We start from the raw sequence: 21,237 nt of genomic DNA on the forward strand, positions 1-21,237 counted from the left end.
CGCTGTGATGACCGGACGCCTCAGGAGGCGTCCGAGCCGCCCCGACGCAGATACGCGCCGAGCCGCTCGATCGCCGAGGCGTTGCGCGGGCTCTCGACCAGATCGGCGTAGTCCAGCGCGTAGATCCGCTTGTGCTTGATCGCGGAGACGTTCCGCAGCGGAGGGTAGGACAGCAGGAATTTCCTCTTCTGCTCCGCGCTGGTCGAGCCGTAGTCGTTGATGACGATGACGTCCGGGTCCCGCTTCACGACCGTCTCCCAACCCACAGTCGTCCACGAGTCCTTGAGGTCGTGCAGGAGGTTGACACCTCCGGCCTCGCTGATGATCTGCTCGGGCGCGGCGTAGCGGCCCGAGGTGAAGGGCTGGTCCTCGCCGCTGTCGTAGAGGAAGACCGAGGGCCGGTCCGTGCCCTTGGCCGCCTTCGCGCGTACGTCGGCGACGCTCGTCTTGTACTGCCCGATCAGCTTCCGCGCGCGGTCCTCGACGCCGAAGATCTTCCCGAGGTTCGTCAGGTCCGTGTACAGCGCGTCGAGCGGCGGCATGATGCCGCGTGAGGTGCCGGTGCGGGCGTTGCGGCAGGACTCGGTGAGCAGGTACGTGTCGATGCCGGCCTTGTGCAGGTCCGCCGGTGTCAGCGCGTTCTCGTTGAAGCCGTAGTTCCAGCCGGCGAAGACGAGGTCGGCGCGCGCGTCGAGGGCCACCTCCTTGGTGACACGGTCCTTGGAGAGCCACTTCACCTTGTCGTAGGCGCCCTTGTACGGCAACCCGTCGGTGGAGCCCTTGTCGGCCGGCATGGCGTAGCCGGCCATGCGGTCCTCGAGACCGAGCGCGAACATCAGCTCGGTGATGCCGACATCGTTGGTCACCACGCGCTGGGGGCGCTTGTCGTACGTGACCTTCTTCCCGCAGTTGGTGACGGACACCGACGCGGACGTCGTCGACTTGCTGTCGGACGCGACGTTCGCGCCGCAGCCGGTGAGGGTGAGCGCGGCGGCGAGGCCGAGCGAGGCGGGCATGAGCTTGCGCACGGGAGCCTTCCAGAGTGGGTCGGAGCGGGGTCAGTGAGTCGTCAGCGGATCGAAGAGGAACTGGGTGGCGCCGGTCTCGGGGTGGCACACGCGATGTGCCCGTACGCCGAAGACCTCGGCGAGCAGCGAGCGGGAGAGCACCTCGTCCGGGGTGCCGGAGGCGACGACACGGCCGGCGTGCAGGACGTGCAGCCGGTCGCAGTGGGCGGCGGCGAGGTTCAGGTCGTGCAGGGCCGCGAGGACCGTCGGGCCGCTGGCGCGCACCCGGCGCAACACGTCGAGCTGGTGGGCGATGTCGAGGTGGTTGGTGGGCTCGTCGAGGACGAGGACGTGCGGCTGTTGGGTGAGCGCGCGGGCGATGAGCACACGCTGCTTCTCGCCGCCGGACAGCGACAGGAAGCCGCGGTCGGCGAGGTGGTCCACGCCCGCCTGTTCCAGGGCCTGTCGGCAGACCTGCCGGTCACGGGCGGCATCGCGTTCGCGGTGCGGCAGGCGGCCCATGGCGACGATCTCGGTAACGGTGAAGTCGAAGTCCGCCACCGACTCCTGCGGCAGCGCGGCGATCAGACGCGCCGCGGCCCGGGGTGTCATGCCGTGCACGTCCTCGCTCTCGACCGTGACGACTCCCGCGTCCGGCCGCCGCGCCCGATAGACGCACCGCAGCAGCGTCGACTTGCCGCTGCCATTGGGGCCGACGAGACCCACGAAGGTGCCGGCCGCCGCGCCGAGGGTGACCTCGTCGACGATCCGCGCCCCCGCCGCCTCGACCGACACACCTTCGACGTCGAGCCGCATGACTCCTCCTCAAGAACAAGCTTCGGTACGTGTACGTGTACGTGTACGGATACGGGGCGGGGCCGAGGGACGGGCGGACTCAACGGCCCGTCAGCGCATGGCCACCGCGCCGCATGAGCAGGAGGAACGCGGGGACACCAAGGGCAGCCGTGACCACACCCACCGGGAGTTCGGTCGGTGCGAGCAGCACCCGTGACAGCACGTCGGCCCACACGAGCAGGACCGCCCCGGCGAGCGGCGCGATCGCGAGCACGCGCGCGTGCGAGGCGCCCACGAGCATCCGCACGAGGTGCGGAACCATCAGCCCGACGAAGCCGATCGCCCCGCTCACGGCGACGACCGTGCCCGTCACGGCGGCGGTCACGACGAACAGTTCGCGCCGCAACCGGTCCGGTGGCACGCCCAGGGCGGCCGCCGTCTCGTCGCCCATCGAGAGCGCGTCCAGCGAGCCCGCCCGGAGTCGCAGCCACAGCCAGCCGACCACGACCGTCGCGGCGGCCAGCGGGACCTTCGGCCACGTCGCACCGCCCAGACTGCCGAGCAGCCACATCATCGCCGCGCGCGCGGCCTCGCCCCGCTCGGCGCCGAAGACCATGACGGTGGTGACGGCCTGGAACCCGTAGGCGAGCGCCGTACCGGTCAACACGAGGCGCAGCGGGCTGAGTCCGAGCGGGGAGCGGGCCACCAGGTAGACCACGACGGTTGCGGCGAGTGCCGACACGAAGGCCGAGAAGGAGAGCGCCCAGACGCCGAGTCCGGCCAGTGCTCCGAAGAGGATGACGGCGTTGGCGCCGACGGCGGCGCCCGAAGAGATGCCGAGTACGAAGGGGTCAGCGAGGGCGTTGCGCACCAGCGCCTGCACCGCGACGCCGACCGCGGCGAGCCCCGCGCCGACGACGGCGGCGAGCACGACGCGCGGGAACCGGATCTCCCACACGATGGTGTAGGCCCCCGCGTCGTCGGCGCCGAGACTCCCGCCACTGAGCCCCGCCCACATGAGGCGCAGCACCTGTGCCCAGCTCATGCCGGCCGCGCCGAGCCCGACCCCGCACGCCAACGAGACGGCCAGGACGAGCACGAGAGCGACCGCCAGCGGGACAGCCGGTATGCGCCCACGCGAGACATCGGTGGGGGCAGCGGGAGCGGCGGTGCGGAGCAACACGGGCGAACATCCTCCGGGTTGGCGCCACCGGAGGAAGGTGCAGGGCGCCAGCAGGACCCGCAGGGTTTCTGGCTGTCCCTGCTCGCAGTCCACGGCGAGCGGTCGACGGGTCACGCACCTGCCGCGGGTGATCGGACTCGCATGGCCAGGCAGGCCACGCACACCGTTGCGGGTCAGCGCCGGATTCGCACCGGCTTCCCCCGCGGGAGGCAGGCGCAGCCTAGCAAGCCGGGAAGGGCGGCCAGGCTCCGGCCGGGGTGTTCCCCGCATGACGCGCATCACGTGTGTGAGCCGGGAACCCGGCCACATCCGTACCCGACCAACGGAGTCCGACCAGGGGATGGCCGATTATCGATCATCGCTGTGGCGGAAACCATGCCGCCGCGGACGCGAATAGTCCGTTTCGCTTCAACGGGGCTATGAGGCAAGGCGGTTGAGCCGCAGCGGCCCTGGTAGCATCCCCGCGGCGATCTTGATCAACTCACCCCGCGCGCCGACTTGACACTGCCGCGGGGGGAGAGCGGGGGTACGGGTCGCCGATCTATCTGCCCGTGCCAAGAGAGGCGTCCATGACACACGCACTTGTGTGGTGCCTGGGTGCGATTGCGCTGATATCCATCGTCGCAAGCGTTGCACTCATAGCCCGTACCCGAGCGCTGACCGACAAGAGACGTCAGGACGCAGAGGAACAGCAACAACGACTGGACCAGGCCACCGCGCAGATCGCGGCCCACCAGTCCGAACTGAAGAGGTCCCGCGCGGAGCGGGACGGCGTCATCGCCGAGGCGCGGGCGGCCGCGGAGGACAGCACGAAGTCGGTCCTCAAGGGGGCGGCCAGCTTCCTGCAGAGCCTGGCGGCCGAGCAGACCGCGCTGCTGGACAGCGTGCAGCGCAAGTACGGCGGCCACGAAGTCCTCAATGACCTCCTGGACGTGCACCACGCCAACGCTCAGATGGCGCGCAAGGCCCAGGGCATCGCGGTGATGTGCGGGGCGCCGCTGGGCCGCCGCAACCGGCCGGCCAGCGTGTACGACGTGGCGCGCAGCGCCCAGGGCCAGATCCGCAACTTCCAGCGCGTGTCGATCATGCAGCAGCCCGGTTTGGCCCTCAAGGCCACCGCGGTCGCGCCGGTCGCACTGGCCGTCGCCGAACTGCTGGACAACGCGGCGAGCTTCTCGCAGCACGACGCCCCGATCGAGGTCACGTTCCAGCGCGTGCAGGGCAACCTGTGCATCGTCATCGACGACGCCGGCGTCAGCATGAGCGACGAGGACCGCCAGCGTGCCACCACCCTGCTGTCCGGCGACGAACCGCCGCAGCTGCAACAGCTGGGCACCCAGCCGAAGTTCGGCTTCCCGGTGATCGGCCTGATCGCCCGTCAGTACGGCTTCAAGGTGGACGTCTCCGGTGTGTCCCGCTACGGCGGTGTGCGGGCCGTCGTCCTGCTGCCCGAGGAGTTGTGGACCATGGAAGAGGCGACCCCCAAGGCTGCGCCCACCCCCACCCCCACCTCCGCTCCCGCACCGGCCGCACACGTCGCGCCCTCGCCCGTTCGCCAGGGACCGAGCCGTTCCGAGGTGGCACCCCAGCGCACCCCGAACGGTCTGCCCAAACGCGCCAACCGCCAGTCGCCGAACACCCCCGCAGCTCCGGCGGACATGCCCCACCCGGACGGCGTCACACAGTCCCTGCCTCGGGCATCCAGCCGGGGGCTGGGCGCGTTCCAGCGCGGCACCCTTGAAGCGCGCGCCGACGAGGCCCCACTGGGCGAAGGGTCTGATGACCGGTGAGCGCCGACCTGTCGTGGATGCTCGACGACATCGTGAAGAACGTGGTCGGTGCGCGCCATGCCGTCCTGCTGTCCGCCGACGGCCTTCCCCGCGCCTCCACCGAGGGCCTGGCCGAGGGGGACCTGCGCACCATCTCCACGGCCATGTCCGGCATCCAGGCCCTGAGCCGTGCCACAGCCCCGTTCGTCGGGACCGCGGCGAATGCGGCCTGGACGCAGACCGTCATCGAGTTCGGGCACGGCTGGATCTTCCTGATCGGCGCCGGACAGGGCGCCTATCTCGCGGCGGCGGCCGAGCCCGACGTGGACATGCAGCAGATCAGTTACCGCATGCACCGGCTGGTGGCCCGACTGGGACACAACATGACGTCCGCGCCCCGCGTCGAAGGGGCCGGGCAAGGCGGCCGGCACGGCAGTCCCGAGCCGGCGCCCGGGGAGGACACGGCCGAGGTGCTGCGTGAGCTCGACCAGGCGGTCGCCGGCGTGAACGGTGCCCGCCACGCGGTGCTGCTCGGTGGCAACGGCCTGCCACGCGGCGCGACCGCGGGGCTGCCCCGCGACCTTGCCGACAGGATCTGTGCGGCGATGACCGGCATCCATGCCAACAGTCGGGCGGCCGCGCAGTTCGCGGGGCCCGTCGCGAACGTGGTGTGGCAGCAGACGGCCATCGAGTTCCAGCACGGGTGGATCCTTCTCATCGCGGCGGGGGACGGCGCACTCCTGGCGGCCTCGGCCGACCATGACTGCAACATCGAGGCGTTGACGGCCCGGCTGCACGAGGTGGAGCCCAAGATCGCGGCGTCTGCCGTGGCCGGCAGGGTGCCAGGCAATGCCTGAGCCCAGCGAGCAGGGCCTCGTGGTCACGTCCGACCTCGTGCCGCTCTTCGTCATCACGGGCGGGCGGACCCTGCCCCCGGAGCACGAGTACGAGCACACCGCGATGGTGACCTCGGCGCGGGGATCCGAGGCAGCCCTGCGCGCCCTGGCCCCCGAAGCCCGCACGGTCATGGACCTGGTCACCGACGGCTTCCTGTCGGTGGCCGAGGTCGCCGGACACACCCAACTCCCGGTCGGCGTCGTCCGCATCCTCCTGGCGCAACTCGCCGAGGCCGGTCTGCTCGAAGTGCGCCCGCCGGTCCCGGCCGCCCAACAGGTGGACGTGGACGTCGTCAGTGCCGTCCTCACCGGCCTGCAAAAGAAGTTCGGAGCGTGAGCGTGTACCTCGAGCCATCCGTCACCCAGGCGGTGAAGATCCTCGTCGTAGGTCACTTCGGCGTGGGGAAAACCACGTGCATCGGAAGTCTCTCGGAGATCAAACCGCTGCGTACCGAAGAACAGATCACCGTGGCCAGCGTGGGACTCGACGACCTCACGAACACCCCCAACAAGACGACCACCACCGTGGCCATGGACTTCGGCCGCCTCACCCTCTCGGACGAGCTGGTCCTCTACCTGTTCGGCACACCCGGCCAGGAGCGGTTCACGGAGATGTGGGAGGACTTGTCGCGTGGTGCACTGGGCGCGCTCGTCCTCGTCGACCCCGAGCGCCTCGACGAGAGCTTCGCCGTCCTGGACCTGGTGGAGTCCTTCGGCCTCACGTACACGATCGGCGTGAACTCCTTCGAGGGCCAGGCAGAGTACGCCCTCGCGGAAGTGCACGAGGCACTGAACCTCCACGATCAGACACCGATCGTGCGGTGCGACGTGCGCGATGAACGCTCGTCGGCCGAGGCACTGATCACCCTCGTGCAGCACCTCATGACCCAGCTCGCCGCCTAGGAGCCCCCGCATGTCCCAGCCGACCGACCCCCGTTCGATACCGCCGGGCTGCCCCGCGCACGCCCAGAGCGGCAACATCCAGCTCTACGGGCCCGACTTCGCGGCCGACCCCGAGGCCTACTACGCGCACCTGCGCGCACAAGGCCCCAGCGCACCCGTCGACATCGCGCCCGGCGTCCAGGTCGAACTCGTCACGAGCTACGACGCCGCGCTGCACATTCTGCAGAACCCGGCTGCCTTCCCGCGCGACTCGCGCCGCTGGAACGCGCTGGCCGAAGGGCGGGTGCCGGCCGACAGTCCGGCGCTGCCGATGATGGCCTACCGGCCCAACGCACTGTTCTCCGACGGTGCCGACCACGCCAAGCTCCGCCAGGCTGTGACCGCCGCTCTCGATGCCGTCGACGAGCGGGCCCTGATCCGCCAGACCCAGAAGTCTGCCGACTACCTGATCAGTGGCTTCAGCTCGGACCGATTCGGCCACGCGGAACTCATGGCCGAATACGCCAACCCGCTGCCCCTGCTCGTCTTCTCCCATCTCTTCGGCTGCCCGCCCGACATCGGCGACCGGGTCATCACCGGGATCAGCGGCATCTTTGAAGGCACCGTCGGCGCCGACGCGATCCTCGGGCAGGCGCTTGCCGAGCTGATCGAGCTCAAGCACCGCCGGCCGGGCGACGATCTCACCACTGAGCTGATCCGGCAGCACGCGCTCCTCACGCACGATCAGGCCGCAGCCGACGAGGCGGTGCTCCACCAACTCGTCACGCTGCTCTCCGGCGGCACCGCACCGCTCGCCGCAGCCATTGGCACCAGCAGCGCCCTCTACCTCGGAGAGGAGTGGCCCACCGGGCTCCCGGTCGAGGACGCCGTCTCCCAGGCCCTGTGGAACTACGCGCCGATCGCCAACTACGCCGGCCATTACCCCGCTATGGACATCGAACTCGGGGAGCGGGCCCTGCGGGCCGGTGATCCGGTCCTCATTTCCTTCGCCGCGGCCAACACGGACCCGCGGCTGACCGAACACCGTGCGCAGCTCAACTCGAAGGCGCACCTGGCGTTCGGGGCGGGGCCCCACGCGTGCCCGGCCAAGGACCCGGCCTTCATGATCGCGGTGACAGCGGTCGAGTGCCTGCTCAACCGGCTGCCCGACATGGAGCTGGACGAGGCCTTCACTTCGCTTGCCTGGGTGCCCTCGCCGTGGAGCCGTGCACTGAGTGAGCTGCCGGTCCGCTTCACGCGGCGCACCGTTCCGATGGCCTCGGCACCGTACGAGTCCGCCGCCCCGGTGGTTTCCCAGCCGACGCCCGACCTCCAGCCGCACGCCGCCGGACCGATCGGCTCCGTCCGATCCGGAACCGTCGAAGGGCCCGGCATGGAGAGCAAATCCCGCAAGGGAGGGCTGTTCAGCCGCTTCCTGGCATGGACCAAGGGCGAGTGACGCAGGCAACTGGAGTTTCCTGCGGTGTTATTGGATAGTCAAATGATCTTGTGGGTATCCATGGCGACTGATGCTCGGGAAGGAGCACAGTGGGAATCGCCTTACTGCCGCAGGAACTTCGCCGCTCCACCGTCAAGGTCTTCTCGCGCCTGCGTACCACGCAAGGGCAGGCAGACCCTCTTCCCTTCTACGCCGAACTCGCCGCGCCAGGACCGGTCAGCCCCGCTCCCTGGGGCGGCCATCTGGTCACCGGATTCGCCGAATGCGACCAGGTGTTGCGCGACAAGGGCTGGCACGAACCCGACCGCCAATGGCGCGAGCGGCAAGGAGCGGGCACCCGCTGGACGGCAGCGTCCTCACGGGAGATGAGCCACACCCTGCCCACCCTCAACGGCGCCGAGCACACCCGAATACGCCGGGCGGCCCACGGCTTCGACCGCAACTCCGTCGAAGGGCTCCGCCCGGCCGTCACCGCCGCCACCGACCGCCTCCTCGACGTCCTGCACGAGCAACTCAGCCACGGCGAAGCCGACTTCACCGCCCTCGTCGGCGAGGAACTGCCGATCGCCACCGTCGGGCACTGGCTCGGCCTGCCGAGTGCCGACTGGCCCCGCCTGCGCGAGCTCACCCACGACCAGGTGTTCACCCAGGAGCTTCTGCCGAGCGCGAGCCAGCTGGCCCTCTCCGACGCCGCCACCGTCGAGCTCCGGGAGTACTTCACCGACCTCGTACGAGCCCGACGCGCCCGCCCGGGGGACGACCCCGTCTCCCAGTGGATCCACACTTGGGACGCCCTCGAAGCCGACCGCGACCAGGCGGACCACCAGGTCTACCACCTGGCCCGCTTCGTCCTGCTGGCCGCCCTGGAGACCACCGCGACGCTCCTGTCACAAGCGGTGCTGCGCCTCGTGGAGCACCCCCACCACTGGGCCGCCGCTGCCGCCGACCCCGAACTCGTCCCCGGAGTCGTCGAGGAGAGCATGCGCTACGACCCGCCCACTCATGTGATCAGCCGCATCGCCGCCCACGACATCACCCTGGCGGGCCGCGACATCCGCGAAGGCGAGATGGCCCATCTCATGATCGGCGCCGCACATCACGATCCGGCTCGCCACGTGGACCCCGACACTTTCAATCCCCGGCGCACGCCCGGCCACCTGGCCTTCAGCGGCGGCAGCCACTACTGCCTCGGGGCCCCGCTGGCACGCATGGAGGCACAGATCCTCCTCACCCACCTGACCCGCCGCATACCCCGCCTGGCCCTGGTACGCCCGCCCGCCTGGGCGCCCCGCGTGGCCTTCCGCCGCCTCCTGAAACTGGACCTCGCCCTCGCATGACCGACCAACTGCACCCCTCCGACGGCTACAAGACCCTCCACGTCGACCAGGACGGGCCGGTGCTGTACGCCCGCCTCCACGCCGGCCGCCCTGACGCAGTCCTCGACGTCGCCGCCATCGACGACCTCCTGAAACTGCTCGACAGCCTCACCGAGCGCACCGACGTGAAGGTCCTGGTCCTGTCCTCCCTGGCAGCCGACTTCTGTCTGGGAGCCGACCGCGGCGAGTTCACCGCAGCGCGCGTCGCCGACCCGACCGGCGGCGCCCTGCGCCGCATCGTCGACAAGGCCTACCGGCTGTGCCAGGCCCTGGAGACGACCGACGCCATCACCATCGCCCGCCTCCACGGCCGGGTCACCGGCGCGGGCCTCGCCCTCATCTCCTACTGCGACCTCCGCGTCGGCGCCGACACCAGCCGCTACCGCATGCCCGAGGTCGGCCTCGGCCTGCCACCCGCATGGGGCGGCGCCACCGGCCGGCTCATCACCGAGGTCGGCGTGGCACGCATCCGCGAACTCATGCTCACCAGCCGGGAGTTCGACGCCGCCACGGCACATCGGATCGACCTCCTGCACGAAACCGCCCCCGAAGAGGACCTCGACCGTACGGTCACCGCCTGGACGCGCCTCCTCGGCCGCCGCTCCCACGAATCAATGATCGCCGCCAAACGCATGCTGACCGGCTACGCCCGCGCCGACCGCACCGCCGACCTGGGACTGCTCGATGCCAACCTCCTCACCGCGCACCTGTAGCTCAGGAAGGAACCCGCAGCCGCGTACGGCGCCCGCAGGATCTCGTCGCCGTCGCGGTCTGGGGTGGCGTCGCCGTCTGGTCAGGGAGTCGCGTTCTCGGTGACCGGCTTCTCTTCGGCTGCCGGATGTTGTGTCGGGGTGGTGGAGCGCAGCAGGGTGGCGGCGAGGAGGAGAGCGGTGGCGACGATGCACGAGCCGGTGCGGAAGGCGAACTGGTAGCCGTCCGCGAGGGCTGAGACGGTGTTGGCTCCGTCGCCCAGCAGGGCATGGGTGTGCGTGGCGGCGAGGGTGCTGAGGGCCGCGAGGCCGAAGGCGCTGCCGATCTGCTGCATGGTGTTGAACATGCCCGAGGCGATCCCCGACTCCTCGGGCGTCGCCGCCGACATCGCGAGCGTGGCCAGCGAGGGCATCGCGAGGCCGAAGCCGATGCCGAGCGGCAGCAGTGCGGGCAGTACGTCCACGACGTAGCTCCCGTGTGCCGGTACGCGACCGAGGACAGCGAGGCCTGCCGTGATCAGCGAGAGTCCTGCCAGGATTACGGCACGGGGGCCGAAGCGGGAAATGAGCCTGGGCGAGAGGCCGAGCGACAGGGAGCCGATCGCGACCGAGACCGGGAAGATGCCGAGGCCGGTGTGCACCTCGTCGTAGCCGAGCACCTTCTGCAGGTAGAGCACGGCCAGGAATTGGAAGCTGAACATCCCTGCCACCCCTGCCACCATGAGGGCTTGGATACCCATCGCGCCTACGACGTTGCGTGATCTCGCTGTAGGCCAGGCGGGAGTGATCGTCTACAGCGTTGTGGAAGTAGCTGTAGCCCCCGCCGAGCCGGTTCTTGCGGCCAGCCTGACGGACCAGCACCTGATGGCCGCCACCGTTGGGTATGTTGCCGAGCTTCTTGATGTCGACATGCACCAAGTCGCCCGGTGCGGCGTGCTCGTAGCGTCGTATTACGTGGCCGGTGGCTCGGTCCAGATGTGACAGTCTGGCGACGCCGTAGCGGCCGAGTACGCGGTGCACAGTGGAAGGATTGAGCCCGAGCAGGTAGGCAATGCGGGCTGGGCCCCAGCGGCGCAGTACTCGGATCTTGATGATGCGTCTCTCGGCCCGGGTCGGCGTGCGACGCGGGCTCAGATACGGGCGGCTGGAGCGATCCGTCATCCCGGCGGACCCCTGCTCGCGGTAGCGGTTGGCCCACCGCTTCGCGGTGGTGGGTGAGACTTGGAATCGTTCGGCTGCGCGACGGAGCGGCCACTGATCGTCGACCACGCACTGCGCCAGGCCTAGGCGGCCGGTTTCGGTCAGGGGGGCGTTGCGGTGGACCATGTGGGGTCTTTCAGGCTCGGAAGATGACGACGGCCGGGTGCACGAGCGATGTCTCGTGCACCCGGCCGCGAGGTGGGCGCCGTCTGCGCCTCAGCTGTTGGTCAGGACGATGCGCTGGCTGGGTGAGATGTGCATGTCCCAGGCTTCATGTACCTGCCGCAGTGGCATGGCCACCGATTCGCCGGTCAGTGCGCCGGTGCTGATCTTCTGTGCGAGCGAGGGCAGTTCGGCCAGGATGGCGTGGGTCCCGACAGCCCCCTGGCCGCTGCCGAGAAGATTGAGGTTGCCTGCACGGAGGAAGGCAGAGGGGAGGCTGATCTCCTGTCCGGCCATGGAGCCGATCTGGACCCAGCGCAGTGCCTTTGATCGGTCGGTGCGGGCTTTGAGGATCGCCGGGATGGCCTGTTCGGTGGGTCGGCCCCACAGGTAGTCGATGACGACGTCGACGTCTCCGGCTTCACGACCGAGCGTGGTCGCGATCTCCTCGTCACTGCCGTTGAGGGGGACCACCGCGTCGGCGCCGAGGTCCTTGAGAAGGTGCAGGCGCTGAGGCGAGCGGCCCGCCCCCACGACGCGTTCGGCGCCCAGGAGTTTGGCGATCTGCACGGCGAGGCGTCCGGCGTTTCCGGTGGCGCCCAGGACGAGCACGCTGGCGCCGGGCTGGAAGTTCAGTCGGCTACGCAGGGCCACCCAGGACGACATTCCAGGGTTCATCGCCGCCGCGACCGCGAGGGGGTCGGTATCCGCAGGCAGGGCGATGGCGCGCCGCCGGTCGACGACGGCCTGCTCGGCCATGGTGCCCACGGCGTCATCCGAGGCGACGAAGTACAGCAACTCCCCGTCGTTGGTGCGGCCCACAGCATCGATGCCGGGGACCATGGGCAGCGAGCCGTCGGAGGTGTAGTGGGAGCCGTCGGCTGCGGATCGCACACGCGGGTGCAGCCCGGCGGCCACGACATCGACGAGGATCTCGTGCTCGCCCTGCGGGCAGGGGGTCGGGAACTCCTCGAAACGAGGCGGAGCATCGAAGGATCGGACAACGGCGGCGTGCATGTGCGTCTCCCGTCTGGGGCCGGCGTGTGGTCCGGCAGCTGATTCGGCACGCCATTTAGTACGTGCCACAAACTAATATCGAAAATAGTTCGCGGCACGCACTAAGTCAAATGGGTGTTTTGTCTGATCCTGGCGGGCTGCGTGGTAGTCGAACGCGCCTACGTGCGGTTATCTGACGCCATCGCTTGCGGCTGGGTCAGCTGTCGCCGCGGGGCGCGAGGATCTCGGAGATGTGACTCACGAGCTGCTGGCGGGCACGGTCGGGCAGCGGGGCGACGAGCCCGTTGATCTCCCGCTCAACGTCGCGCGCGCAGGTATTGACGAGGGTGCGGCCGTGGTCGGTGAGGCTGACGGTGACGGACCGCCCATCGCGAGGGTCCCGGGTTCGTTGGACAAGGTCGCGCCTCTCCGCGCGGGAGACGAGCCCGGTGGTGGACGACTTGTCCAGCCCGAGGTGGCCAGCCAGGGCGAGCATGCTCGGCTCGCGGTCGCGCAGCACACCCAACATCCGGATCTGCACCACGGACAGATCCTGCTCCGCGCCGATCTTTCCGAGGGCCTGGTGCACGCGGAAGGACAGCTGAACGAGGGCGTCAACTATGGCGTTCGCGGGAAGGACGTCGATCGAGTGTGCCGCCGCTTGCTTGCTGGTCATGCAGCCATTGTATCGATTAGTGCGTGACGCAAACTACCTCGCGGCGAGACCGGCATCGCTCTCGCCGCGAAGCCGGTGGGCTAATGCATCCGCCCTGCTCGTACTGCGGTCCGAGCGACATCGCCGTTTCGTCGGGGTGCCCGTCAGCCAGGCACAGTCACCAACCTCTATGGGTGGAACACTTAGCCGGGACCCTCGCCCTGTCGTCGGTCAGCCTACGGATCCGACCGCCTTCGGTGAGCTGCCCCGTCGGCTCAGCCGCACGACGGCGCTCGGACGTTCCTCCGGCGCGGGTCGCAGTGGCAGGCCGTGCGTGAGCAGGGTCGCCGTATCGTGTTCGGCGCCGGTCGCGTCGTCGACGTAGATCGTCGAGGGGGAGATCCCGGACAGGCGCAGATTGCGGCCTCGGCCCCAGGCGATGACTACGATGCGGTCGTCCGTCTGGTATTGAACGGCGTCGTCGAGGCGGTACTGCTCGCCGAACTGCACCACCGGGCGGATCTCCTTGTAGAGCGCCACCAGCTCGCGGGCCTCGGCGAGTTCCGTGTCGGTCCAGCGGGAGAGGTCGCCGCCGATGCCCAGCGCTCCGGTCATCGCCACGTGGAAGCGGTAGGGGAGCGGGGTGCTGCGGCCGGTGTGCGGGTTGGGGCTGTCGGTGACCCAGGCGGACATGGTGCGGGCCGGGTAGATCTGGCTGTAGCCCTGCTGGATGCCAATGCGGTCGTCGGCGTCCGTGTTGTCGGAGATCCAGATCTGATCGGTGCGGGCCAGCATGCCGAGGTCCGCGCGGCCGCCGCCGCCCGCGCAGCCCTCGATCCGCAGCTCGGGGCGTGCACGGCGCAGCCGGTCGAGCACCGAGTAGACGCCCCGCGTGTGGTCGGTCCACAGTCGCTCGGCATCGGGGTTGCCGGGCCAACCGGCCTCGGTGAACGCCCGGTTCATGTCCCACTTGAGGAAGTCGATCTCGTACGTGGCGACCAGGCGGTCCAGCCACTTGAAGGCCCACTCCGTCACATCGGTGCGGGCGAAGTTCAGAACGAGTTGGTTGCGGAGTTCGGTGCGGCGGCGGTGCGGCATGTGCAGCACCCAGTCGGGGTGTGCGCGGTACAGGTCGCTGTCCGGATTGGTCATCTCCGGCTCGACCCACAGGCCGAAGCGCATCCCGAGCCGGCGCACCTCGTCGGCCAACGGGCCCAGTCCGTCCGGGAATTGCTGGGGGTTCGGGTGCCAGTCGCCGAGTCCGGCCCGGTCGCTGGTGCGCTGCCCGAACCAGCCGTCGTCCACCACGAACAGTTCGACGCCGAGGTCGGCGGCGCGCGCCGCGAGTGCGCTCTGGCCCTCCAAGGTGACGTCCCAGCCGGTCGCCTCCCAGCTGTTGTAGACCACGGGGCGCGGTTCGTCGGGGCGCGACAGTACGTGTGCGGCGATGTACCGGTGCCAGCCGCGGCTTGTCCCGCCGAACCCGCCACGGCTGAACTGGCCCGCGAAAACCGGGGTTTCGTGGCTCTCGCCGGGCTGGAGACGCCAGGTGAGACCCTCGTGCCCCGCTCCGCCGGTCACCGTGAACGGGCCGCCGGTGTGGTCGCGCTGCGCCGTGATCCGCCAACTTCCCGACCAGGCAAGGGCCATGCTCCACACTTCACCGTGGCGCTCGTCCGCGTCGCCCGCGTCGACCATCAGCCACGGATTGCCGAAGTGCCCGGACACACCGCGCCGACTCGTGAACACCGTCTCGGCGTACGGGGCTTCGGTGCGCCGCAGCTGCGTCTCGCCCGTCCACTCGCCGACCGTGTGGCTCAGCCGGACGCCTGATGTGGCCGGCACGGACCAGCTCGCGGCGTCGCAGCGCAGGATCTCGATGGGCTCGTCGCCCTGCTCGACGGATCCCAAGTGGCGCAACACCAGTGAGCGTTCGATGACGTCACCGTCCGGCCGAACCGAGTACTGCAGCGTGCAGCCGAGTGGGTAGTGGCGGTCGCGCAGCCGTACCCGGAGTCGGCCGCCGTCGATCTCGTGGCCCTCGTGCGTCCACTCGACGCCGCGTGCTCCATCCGCGTGCCGAACGAGCAGTGACGGCACCCCGAACCGGGCGCCGCCCTCAACGCCCATTTCCTCCCCACCTGTTGACGCGAAACTGCTGGTCAATCCGTCATGCGTAGGCAGTGCGGCGGCCTGGTCGAGGGTGAGGGGCGCGCCCCAGTGGACATGCCGTGGGCTGTCGTCCGCGTCGAGGCGCAGCGCATAAGCGGAGGCGGGGGTCGTGAGCAGGAACGTGCGACTGGGCTCGTCGAAGGACACCTGAGACATGAGCTGGAGCCTAGGTCGAAACTCCCTGGATTTAAATATTGACGAAGGAAATTAATACCCCTACGTTTCCCCCATGTTGCTGAACCGAGCGAAGCTGCTCGCGTCTCCGGCGGCCAACACGGTGTTCACGACAGTGCTCACGCGTGGCCCGGTCGTCCGCCCCGAGATCGCCCGCCTCACCGGACTTTCCTCCGCCGCCGTCACCAAAGCGGTCAAGCCGATGATCGAAGCCGGTTACCTGGAGGAACTCACGCTTGGGCACCGGACCGCCGAGGGGGCGGGACGCCCCGCACACCCCCTCGCCGTCCGTGCCGACCGGGAGTTCTTCGTGGGGGTCAAGGTCACGGCCGACGAACTCATCGGTGTGGTCACCGACTTGAGGGCACAGGTCGTCGGTGCCGCCCACCGGATCGCGGTGACCGACCGGTCCGTCGAGGGGGTCGTCCGGGACATCGCCGCGCTCGTCGCGGAGCTGACCCCCGCGCATGCCGAGCGGACCCACCACATTGGAGTCTCCGTCTCGGGCGACGTGGACAGGGCGGGCGGCGTCGTGCGCTACTCGCCGTTCCTCGGCTGGCACGACGTCCCGCTGGTCGAACTGGTCGGCTCCGCAACGGGGTTGGCGGTCACCGTCGAGAACGACGTCAAGGCGCTCACCGTCGCCGAGCAGTGGTTCGGTGAAGGCGTCGGCGCCGACTCGTTCGCGCTCGCCACGGTCGGCGTCGGCATCGGTTGTGCGCTCGTCGTCAACGGCCGTCTGGTGGCCGGGGGTTACGGCGTGGCCGGCGAGATCGGCCACATTCCGGTCGCCGCCGGGGACGGCCCGGAGTGCCACTGCGGCGCCCGCGGCTGCGTCGAGGCCATCGCCTCCGAGGCGGCCATCGTCGCCCGCGCCCGGCGCGCGGCGGACGATCCGGACCTCGACATGGCCGGGGCGATCGACCGCGCGCACGGTGGGGACGCCGCCGTGCGCGCCGTGTTCGACGAGGCGGGCAAGGCCATCGGGCTCGGCCTGGCCGCCGTGGTCAACCTGGTCGGGCCCGAGCGGGTCGTCGTGTCCGGCGAGGGCGTGGCCGCGTACGACCTCTTCGAGGAGCAGATCCGCGCCGCCTTCACCACGCAGGCCTTCGGCGCCGCCGCCCGCTGCCCGCTCGTGGTGCGCCCGCTGCCCTGGGAGGAATGGGCGCGCGGGGCGGCCGCCGTCAGCATCCAGTCACTCTTCACCGCCTGATCCCGACCGCCCCGCCTGAACCCGCGCAACTGCCCGACTTCTCGCACCTGTGCGTCCCCGGAAGGACCTTGTCATGACTGCCAGTTCCGCCCTGTCCCGCCGGGGATTCCTCGGCACGTCCCTGCTGTTCGTCGCCGGCGCCGCCGTCGCGTGCTCCAGTAACCCGCAGGAGACCGCGTCCGCCAAGGGCGCCAAGGTCACGCTCACGCAGTGGTACCACCAGTACGGGGAGGAGGGCACCCAGGCGGCGGTGAAGCGGTACGCCGAGGAGTTCACCAAGGCCAACCCGGACATCGCGATCAATGTCGTCTGGGGCGCCGACACCTCCCAGTACGAGACCAAGCTGAACGCCGCGCTGCTCGGCGCCGACGCGCCGGACGTCTTCGAACTCGGCGACTTCCGTGCCGAGATGGCCCGCAAGGGACAGCTCGAACCCCTCGACGATGTCTATGGCGCCGCCAAGAGCGGCTTCGTCAAGGCGGACCTCGACTACCTCACCGTCGACGGCAAGATCTACGGCATGAAGACCATCGACGACATCATGGTGCTCTTCTTCCGCAAGTCGATGTTGAAGAAGGCGGGCGTCGACGTGCCCACCACCTTCGCCGAACTCGTCGACGCCGCGAAGAAGTTGACCGTCGGCGACGTCAAGGGCCTCTTCATAGGCAACGACGGCATCGGCGACAGCCCGTACCTGTTGGCCTGGTCCCAGGGCAAGGACCTCATCGATGGGAAGAAGGTCGTCTACGCCGACGCCGCCACGTCCATCGGCGGCCTGCGCGACCTGCACTCCGACAAGTCGGTGCTGCTCGGCTTCACCACCGACTGGTACGACGCGGGGGCGTTCAACCAGGGCGCCGCCGCCATGCAGTGGTGCGGCCTGTGGGCGCTGCCCACTGTCGAGAAGGCGCTCGGTGACGACTTCGGGGTCGCACCCTGGCCCGCGTACGACTCCTCGGGCAAGCCCGTCGCCCGGCTCGGTGGCTGGACACAGGCCGTCAACGCCAAGAGCGAGCACGTTGCGGAGGCCAAGAAGTACCTCAGGTGGCTGTGGATCAAGCAGGCCGAGATTCAGATCGACTGGGCCGTCAAGTACGGCTTCCACGTACCGCCGCAGAGTGAAGTGGCGGCCAAGACACCGGAGTTGAGCAAGGGACCGGCCAAAGATGCGGTCACCATCGGCGCCAAATGCGGCATTTCCTTCCCGGCCGAGTGGACGCAGGCAATGCAGGCCGAGTTCATCGCCGCCGCCGCGGACATCGCCAAGGGCTCGCCGCCGGAGAAGACCCTCAAGAAGGCCCAGTCCAAGGCGCAGTCCGACCTCGACAAGCAGATGGGCTGACCGGCATGACGGCCACCGACACCACACCCTTGCGAGGGAGTCGCAAGAGTGCCGCCCGGCAGGCGCCCGTCACGGCGCCGCGCCGTCGGCGGCTGCTGACCGAGCGACGCTCGAAGGCCCTCGCCTTCGTCGTCCTCACCGCGCCGATGCTGCTCGGCCTCGCGCTGTTCCGCTACGTCGCCATCGGCTGGAGCTTCCTGCTCAGCTTCAGCGAGGCCCGCCGCACCATCTCCCTCGGGAACTGGGTCGGCCTGGAGAACTACCAACAGCTACTGAGCGACGAACGGTTCCGCGACTCACTCACCATGATCGTGCTGTTCACGGCGATGATCGTGCCGATCACCTTCGCGGGATCCCTGGGCCTCGCCGTCCTCGTCAACCGGGTACGGCGCGGCCGGGCCTTCTTCCGTACCGCCTTCCTGCTCCCGGCCGCGGTCAGCTACGTAGCCGCCGCGATGATCTGGAAGATGGCCCTGTTCAGCGGGGTGCCGTCCGGCCTCGCGAACACACTCGGCGCGCTCTTCGGTGACGACCCGACCGCCTGGATCCAGACGCAGAGCCCGCCCCTGTACTGGATCGTCCTTGTCACGCTGCGCCTGTGGCTCCAGGTCGGCCTCTACATGATCCTCTTCATCGCCGGGCTCCAGTCCATCCCGCCGCACCTGTACGAAGCCGCGTCTCTCGACGGCGCCGGCGCGTGGCGCACGTTCCGGAGCGTCACCTTCCCCATGCTGCGCAACACATCGGTCGCGATCCTGCTGCTGATGCTCATCGCCGCGCTCCAGGCCTTCGACGAGTTCTACGCGATCTTCTCCACCGGTGCCTCGCTCGGCAGCGAGCCGGTACGCACGCCGCTGATGCACCTGTACGGAGTCGCCCTCCAGGACCAGGACTACGGCGTCGGCTCCGCCGGGGCCTTCCTGCTCACCCTGCTGATCGTGCTGGTCACGCTCCTCCAGGGCCGGATCCTCGGGTTCGCCCGCGACAAGGACTGATCGATGAACCGTATGCGAGGCGGCGTCCTCGGCTCCGCCGTCACCTATCTCGCCCTGTGCCTGCTGGCCGTGGTCTTCCTGATTCCGTTCTACGTCCTGCTGCGCAACGCCTTCATGACGACGCCGGAGGTCACCGCCACCGACTGGCACTGGCTGCCGTCCGCGCTGAACTGGGACAACTTCACGTCCCTTTTCGACAACCCGGAGCGACCCTTCGGCCGTTCCCTCGTCAACTCCCTCGTGATCGCGGTGATTTCGGCGCCGGTGTCGACGCTGCTCGCCTCGATGGCGGGGTACGCGCTGGCCCGGATCAGCGTGCCGGGCCGCGGGATCGTCCTGGCACTGATCGTCGGTACGTTGATGATCCCGCAGGCGGTGACCTTCCTGCCCACGTTCGTCGTCGTCGGCTCCATGGGTGGCGTCAACACGATGTGGGGCCTGATCGCGCCGGGCCTGTTCAACGCGTTCGCGGTCGTGCTCTTCCGCAGCTTCTACCTGTCGTTCCCCGCGGAGATCGAGGAGGCGGGCCGCATCGACGGCCTCAGCTACCTCGGCGTGTACGGGCGCATCATCCTGCCCAACTCGGTCACGATGATCGCCTCACTCGGGGCGCTGTCCTTCATCGAGGCGTGGAACTCCTTCCTCTGGCCGCTGATGATCGGCCAGCACCCGGACAGCTGGACCGTACAGATCGCCCTGTCCAGCTTCCTCACCTCCCAGACCGTCAACCTGCCCGAGCTGTTCGCGGGTACGGCCGTGGCGATCCTCCCTCTCGTGATCATGTTCCTGGTCGCCCAGCGCCACATCGTCCAGGGCATCGCGATGTCCGGTCTCAAGTCCTGAACTCCCTTCCACCCGGAGGTACTTCCCGTGACCAGATCGATCCGACGCGCGGCTCTCATCGCTGCCTGCACCCTGCCCCTGGCCCTCACCCTGTCCACCGGCACCGCCCAGGCCAAGACCCCGTACGTCAAGCCGTTCATGGGCTGGAGCAGCTGGAGCGTCGAGTCCTCCTCGCACAGCGACTACGGCACGCGCTGGCTGAACGAGGGCAACATCAAGAACGCCGCCGACGCGCTCAGCAGCAAGCTGGCCCCGGCGGGCTACAAGAACCTGAACATCGACGCCGGCTGGAACTTCGACTACGACTGGAACTTCCACACCGACGCCCACGGCATCCCGAACGCCGACAAGGACCGCTTCCCCAGCGGTATGCCGTCGCTCTCCGACTACGTGCACAGCAAGGGCCTCAAGCTGGGGCTGTACGGCGCCGCCGGTCTGGAGAAGGAGGTGTACGACAAGAACGCGCCGATCCTCGGTACGGACTGTCATGCCCAGGACATCGCCGTGCAGCCGCTGACCCCGACCAACAAGTGGGAGGGCGCCTGGAAGATCAACTACAGCAACCCCTGCGCCCAGGACTACATCGACTCCATCGTCGCCCGCTACGCCTCCTGGAACGTCGACTTCATCAAGATCGACGGCGTGACGAAGGACAACGTCGAGGACATCAAGGCCTGGTCCACCGCCATCGACCACAGCGGCCGCAAGATGTGGCTGAGCGCCAGCGCCTGGCCGGTCGACCTGGAGGCCGGCGACGGTCTGCGGCCGCACGCGAACGGCGTCCGCGTCGACACCGACATCGAGTGCTACTGCGACACCACCAGCACCTGGACCAGCTCCGTGGACGACCGCTGGACCGACCTGCCCAAGTGGCTGCCCAAGCTGTCCGCCCCCACCTACTTCGGTGACCTCGACTCCATGCCGATCAACAACAACTCCGGCAGCGGACTCCAGGACGGCATCAACGACACCGAGCGGCAGAGCGTCATGACGTTCTGGTCGATGGCGTCGTCCCCGCTGTACGTCGGTGGTGACATCTACTTCCTCGACGACAAGGCCAAGGCCATCCTGACCAACCCCGAGGTCATCGCCGTCGACCAGGCCGCCGTCCTGCCGAAGCAGCTCCGCTCCGGTGACACGCAGGTGTGGACGAAGCGCGTGGGTCACGACACGTACCTCGCGGTCTACAACCTCGGGTCCTCGGCCACCGACATCAACGTCGACTTCAAGGATCTCGGCCGCCGCGGCCCGCAGCGGCTGCGTGACGTCGTCGCGCGCGAGAACCTCGGTTCCTTCAAGGGGATTTGGACCGCATCCTCCGTGCCGGCCCACGGCTCGCGGCTGATCAAGCTGTCGTAGACCCCGACCCCTCGGACGCTCCCGGCGCAGCCCCTCCTGTGAGCGGGCT

At 69.2% G+C, this 21,237-nt stretch carries 19 protein-coding genes, 1 pseudogene and 1 riboswitch; of the genes and pseudogenes, 12 read left to right on the forward strand and 8 right to left on the reverse strand.

Features of this window, described 5'->3' with window-relative positions; genetic code table 11:
• Positions 1–20: 20 nt before the first annotated feature.
• The 3 genes from ABT004_RS04025 to ABT004_RS04035 form a co-directional block, all read right to left on the reverse strand.
• Positions 21–1,028: an ABC transporter substrate-binding protein gene (locus ABT004_RS04025; RefSeq protein WP_351331255.1), complete on the reverse strand. Its 1,008-nt coding sequence runs from the start codon at positions 1,026–1,028 to the stop codon at positions 21–23.
• Positions 1,029–1,058: 30 nt separating this feature from the next.
• A complete protein-coding gene (locus ABT004_RS04030) occupies positions 1,059–1,823 on the reverse strand; it encodes an ABC transporter ATP-binding protein (RefSeq protein WP_351331256.1) in 765 nt (254 codons plus the stop codon).
• A gap of 79 nt (positions 1,824–1,902) precedes the next feature.
• Positions 1,903–2,982, reverse strand: coding sequence for a FecCD family ABC transporter permease (locus ABT004_RS04035; protein WP_502966954.1), 1,080 nt, complete (start codon positions 2,980–2,982; stop codon positions 1,903–1,905).
• Positions 2,983–3,090: 108 nt separating this feature from the next.
• Positions 3,091–3,212, reverse strand: a riboswitch (cobalamin riboswitch).
• Positions 3,213–3,554: 342 nt separating this feature from the next.
• Between ABT004_RS04035 and ABT004_RS04040 the strand changes: the two genes are divergently transcribed.
• The 7 genes from ABT004_RS04040 (at position 3,555) to ABT004_RS04070 (ending at position 10,080) form a co-directional block, all read left to right on the forward strand.
• Complete coding sequence (locus tag ABT004_RS04040; RefSeq protein WP_351331257.1) at positions 3,555–4,775, forward strand: ATP-binding protein; 1,221 nt, start codon at positions 3,555–3,557, stop codon at positions 4,773–4,775.
• A gap of 17 nt (positions 4,776–4,792) precedes the next feature.
• Positions 4,793–5,611: a roadblock/LC7 domain-containing protein gene (locus ABT004_RS04045; RefSeq protein ID WP_351331351.1), complete on the forward strand. Its 819-nt coding sequence runs from the start codon at positions 4,793–4,795 to the stop codon at positions 5,609–5,611.
• Positions 5,604–5,987 carry a DUF742 domain-containing protein gene (locus ABT004_RS04050; protein ID WP_351331258.1) on the forward strand — a complete coding sequence of 128 codons (384 nt, stop codon included), beginning with the start codon at positions 5,604–5,606 and terminating at the stop codon, positions 5,985–5,987. The genes ABT004_RS04045 and ABT004_RS04050 overlap by 8 nt, the downstream gene beginning before the upstream one ends.
• A gap of 2 nt (positions 5,988–5,989) precedes the next feature.
• The gene (locus ABT004_RS04055; protein ID WP_351331352.1) at positions 5,990–6,553 is read left to right on the forward strand and encodes a GTP-binding protein; all 564 of its coding nucleotides are present in this window, start codon (positions 5,990–5,992) and stop codon (positions 6,551–6,553) included.
• Between the two features lie 10 nt (positions 6,554–6,563).
• Entirely contained in the window at positions 6,564–7,991 is a 1,428-nt protein-coding gene (locus ABT004_RS04060) for a cytochrome P450 family protein (protein WP_351331259.1), read from the forward strand.
• Between the two features lie 89 nt (positions 7,992–8,080).
• On the forward strand, positions 8,081–9,328 hold the full coding sequence (locus ABT004_RS04065; protein WP_351331260.1) for a cytochrome P450: 1,248 nt from the start codon (positions 8,081–8,083) through the stop codon (positions 9,326–9,328).
• Positions 9,325–10,080, forward strand: coding sequence for an enoyl-CoA hydratase/isomerase family protein (locus tag ABT004_RS04070; RefSeq protein WP_351331261.1), 756 nt, complete (start codon positions 9,325–9,327; stop codon positions 10,078–10,080). Before ABT004_RS04065 ends, ABT004_RS04070 begins: the two co-directional genes overlap by 4 nt.
• 80 nt (positions 10,081–10,160) lie before the next feature.
• On the opposite strand, the gene ABT004_RS04075 is transcribed toward ABT004_RS04070, so the two are convergent.
• The 5 genes and pseudogenes from ABT004_RS04075 to ABT004_RS04095 all read right to left on the reverse strand — a co-directional run bounded on the left by ABT004_RS04075 (position 10,161) and on the right by ABT004_RS04095 (position 15,418).
• Entirely contained in the window at positions 10,161–10,817 is a 657-nt protein-coding gene (locus ABT004_RS04075; protein WP_451187098.1) for an MFS transporter, read from the reverse strand.
• A gap of 1 nt (position 10,818) precedes the next feature.
• A pseudogene (locus tag ABT004_RS04080) lies at positions 10,819–11,403 on the reverse strand (helix-turn-helix domain-containing protein); the annotation flags it as partial.
• Between the two features lie 90 nt (positions 11,404–11,493).
• Positions 11,494–12,456 carry a quinone oxidoreductase family protein gene (locus ABT004_RS04085; RefSeq protein WP_351331262.1) on the reverse strand — a complete coding sequence of 321 codons (963 nt, stop codon included), beginning with the start codon at positions 12,454–12,456 and terminating at the stop codon, positions 11,494–11,496.
• A gap of 196 nt (positions 12,457–12,652) precedes the next feature.
• On the reverse strand, positions 12,653–13,111 hold the full coding sequence (locus ABT004_RS04090) for a MarR family winged helix-turn-helix transcriptional regulator (protein WP_351331263.1): 459 nt from the start codon (positions 13,109–13,111) through the stop codon (positions 12,653–12,655).
• A gap of 210 nt (positions 13,112–13,321) precedes the next feature.
• The gene (locus ABT004_RS04095) at positions 13,322–15,418 is read right to left on the reverse strand and encodes an alpha-galactosidase (protein WP_351331264.1); all 2,097 of its coding nucleotides are present in this window, start codon (positions 15,416–15,418) and stop codon (positions 13,322–13,324) included.
• Between the two features lie 73 nt (positions 15,419–15,491).
• Between ABT004_RS04095 and ABT004_RS04100 the strand changes: the two genes are divergently transcribed.
• The 5 genes from ABT004_RS04100 to ABT004_RS04120 all read left to right on the forward strand — a co-directional run bounded on the left by ABT004_RS04100 (position 15,492) and on the right by ABT004_RS04120 (position 21,188).
• Positions 15,492–16,649 (forward strand): ROK family protein, encoded by a 1,158-nt coding sequence (locus ABT004_RS04100; RefSeq protein ID WP_351331265.1) that lies wholly within the window; start codon positions 15,492–15,494, stop codon positions 16,647–16,649.
• 73 nt (positions 16,650–16,722) lie between these two features.
• Positions 16,723–17,991: an ABC transporter substrate-binding protein gene (locus tag ABT004_RS04105; protein WP_351331266.1), complete on the forward strand. Its 1,269-nt coding sequence runs from the start codon at positions 16,723–16,725 to the stop codon at positions 17,989–17,991.
• A gap of 5 nt (positions 17,992–17,996) precedes the next feature.
• Positions 17,997–18,986, forward strand: a complete 990-nt coding sequence (locus tag ABT004_RS04110) for a carbohydrate ABC transporter permease (protein WP_351331267.1) — start codon at positions 17,997–17,999, stop codon at positions 18,984–18,986.
• A 3-nt stretch (positions 18,987–18,989) separates the two neighbouring features.
• Positions 18,990–19,829, forward strand: coding sequence for a carbohydrate ABC transporter permease (locus ABT004_RS04115; protein ID WP_351331268.1), 840 nt, complete (start codon positions 18,990–18,992; stop codon positions 19,827–19,829).
• A gap of 27 nt (positions 19,830–19,856) precedes the next feature.
• Complete coding sequence (locus ABT004_RS04120) at positions 19,857–21,188, forward strand: glycoside hydrolase family 27 protein (RefSeq protein ID WP_351331269.1); 1,332 nt, start codon at positions 19,857–19,859, stop codon at positions 21,186–21,188.
• The last annotated feature ends 49 nt before the right edge of the window (positions 21,189–21,237 follow it).

Source organism: Streptomyces sp. NPDC002790, from assembly GCF_040295505.1.
Lineage (GTDB): Bacteria > Actinomycetota > Actinomycetes > Streptomycetales > Streptomycetaceae > Streptomyces.

Bases quoted from the DNA above. Each gene is read 5' to 3' on its own strand.
- ABT004_RS04045 (WP_351331351.1), top strand. From the start codon at position 4,793: ATGCTCGACGACATCGTGAAGAACGTGGTCGGTGCGCGCCATGCCGTC.
- ABT004_RS04075 (WP_451187098.1), bottom strand. From the start codon at position 10,817: ATGGGTATCCAAGCCCTCATGGTGGCAGGGGTGGCAGGGATGTTCAGC.
- ABT004_RS04070 (WP_351331261.1), top strand. From the start codon at position 9,325: ATGACCGACCAACTGCACCCCTCCGACGGCTACAAGACCCTCCACGTC.
- ABT004_RS04060 (WP_351331259.1), top strand. From the start codon at position 6,564: ATGTCCCAGCCGACCGACCCCCGTTCGATACCGCCGGGCTGCCCCGCG.
- ABT004_RS04100 (WP_351331265.1), top strand. From the start codon at position 15,492: ATGTTGCTGAACCGAGCGAAGCTGCTCGCGTCTCCGGCGGCCAACACG.
- ABT004_RS04085 (WP_351331262.1), bottom strand. From the start codon at position 12,456: ATGCACGCCGCCGTTGTCCGATCCTTCGATGCTCCGCCTCGTTTCGAG.
- ABT004_RS04090 (WP_351331263.1), bottom strand. From the start codon at position 13,111: ATGACCAGCAAGCAAGCGGCGGCACACTCGATCGACGTCCTTCCCGCG.
- ABT004_RS04030 (WP_351331256.1), bottom strand. From the start codon at position 1,823: ATGCGGCTCGACGTCGAAGGTGTGTCGGTCGAGGCGGCGGGGGCGCGG.
- ABT004_RS04105 (WP_351331266.1), top strand. From the start codon at position 16,723: ATGACTGCCAGTTCCGCCCTGTCCCGCCGGGGATTCCTCGGCACGTCC.
- ABT004_RS04110 (WP_351331267.1), top strand. From the start codon at position 17,997: ATGACGGCCACCGACACCACACCCTTGCGAGGGAGTCGCAAGAGTGCC.
- ABT004_RS04115 (WP_351331268.1), top strand. From the start codon at position 18,990: ATGAACCGTATGCGAGGCGGCGTCCTCGGCTCCGCCGTCACCTATCTC.
- ABT004_RS04050 (WP_351331258.1), top strand. From the start codon at position 5,604: ATGCCTGAGCCCAGCGAGCAGGGCCTCGTGGTCACGTCCGACCTCGTG.
- ABT004_RS04095 (WP_351331264.1), bottom strand. From the start codon at position 15,418: ATGTCTCAGGTGTCCTTCGACGAGCCCAGTCGCACGTTCCTGCTCACG.
- ABT004_RS04040 (WP_351331257.1), top strand. From the start codon at position 3,555: ATGACACACGCACTTGTGTGGTGCCTGGGTGCGATTGCGCTGATATCC.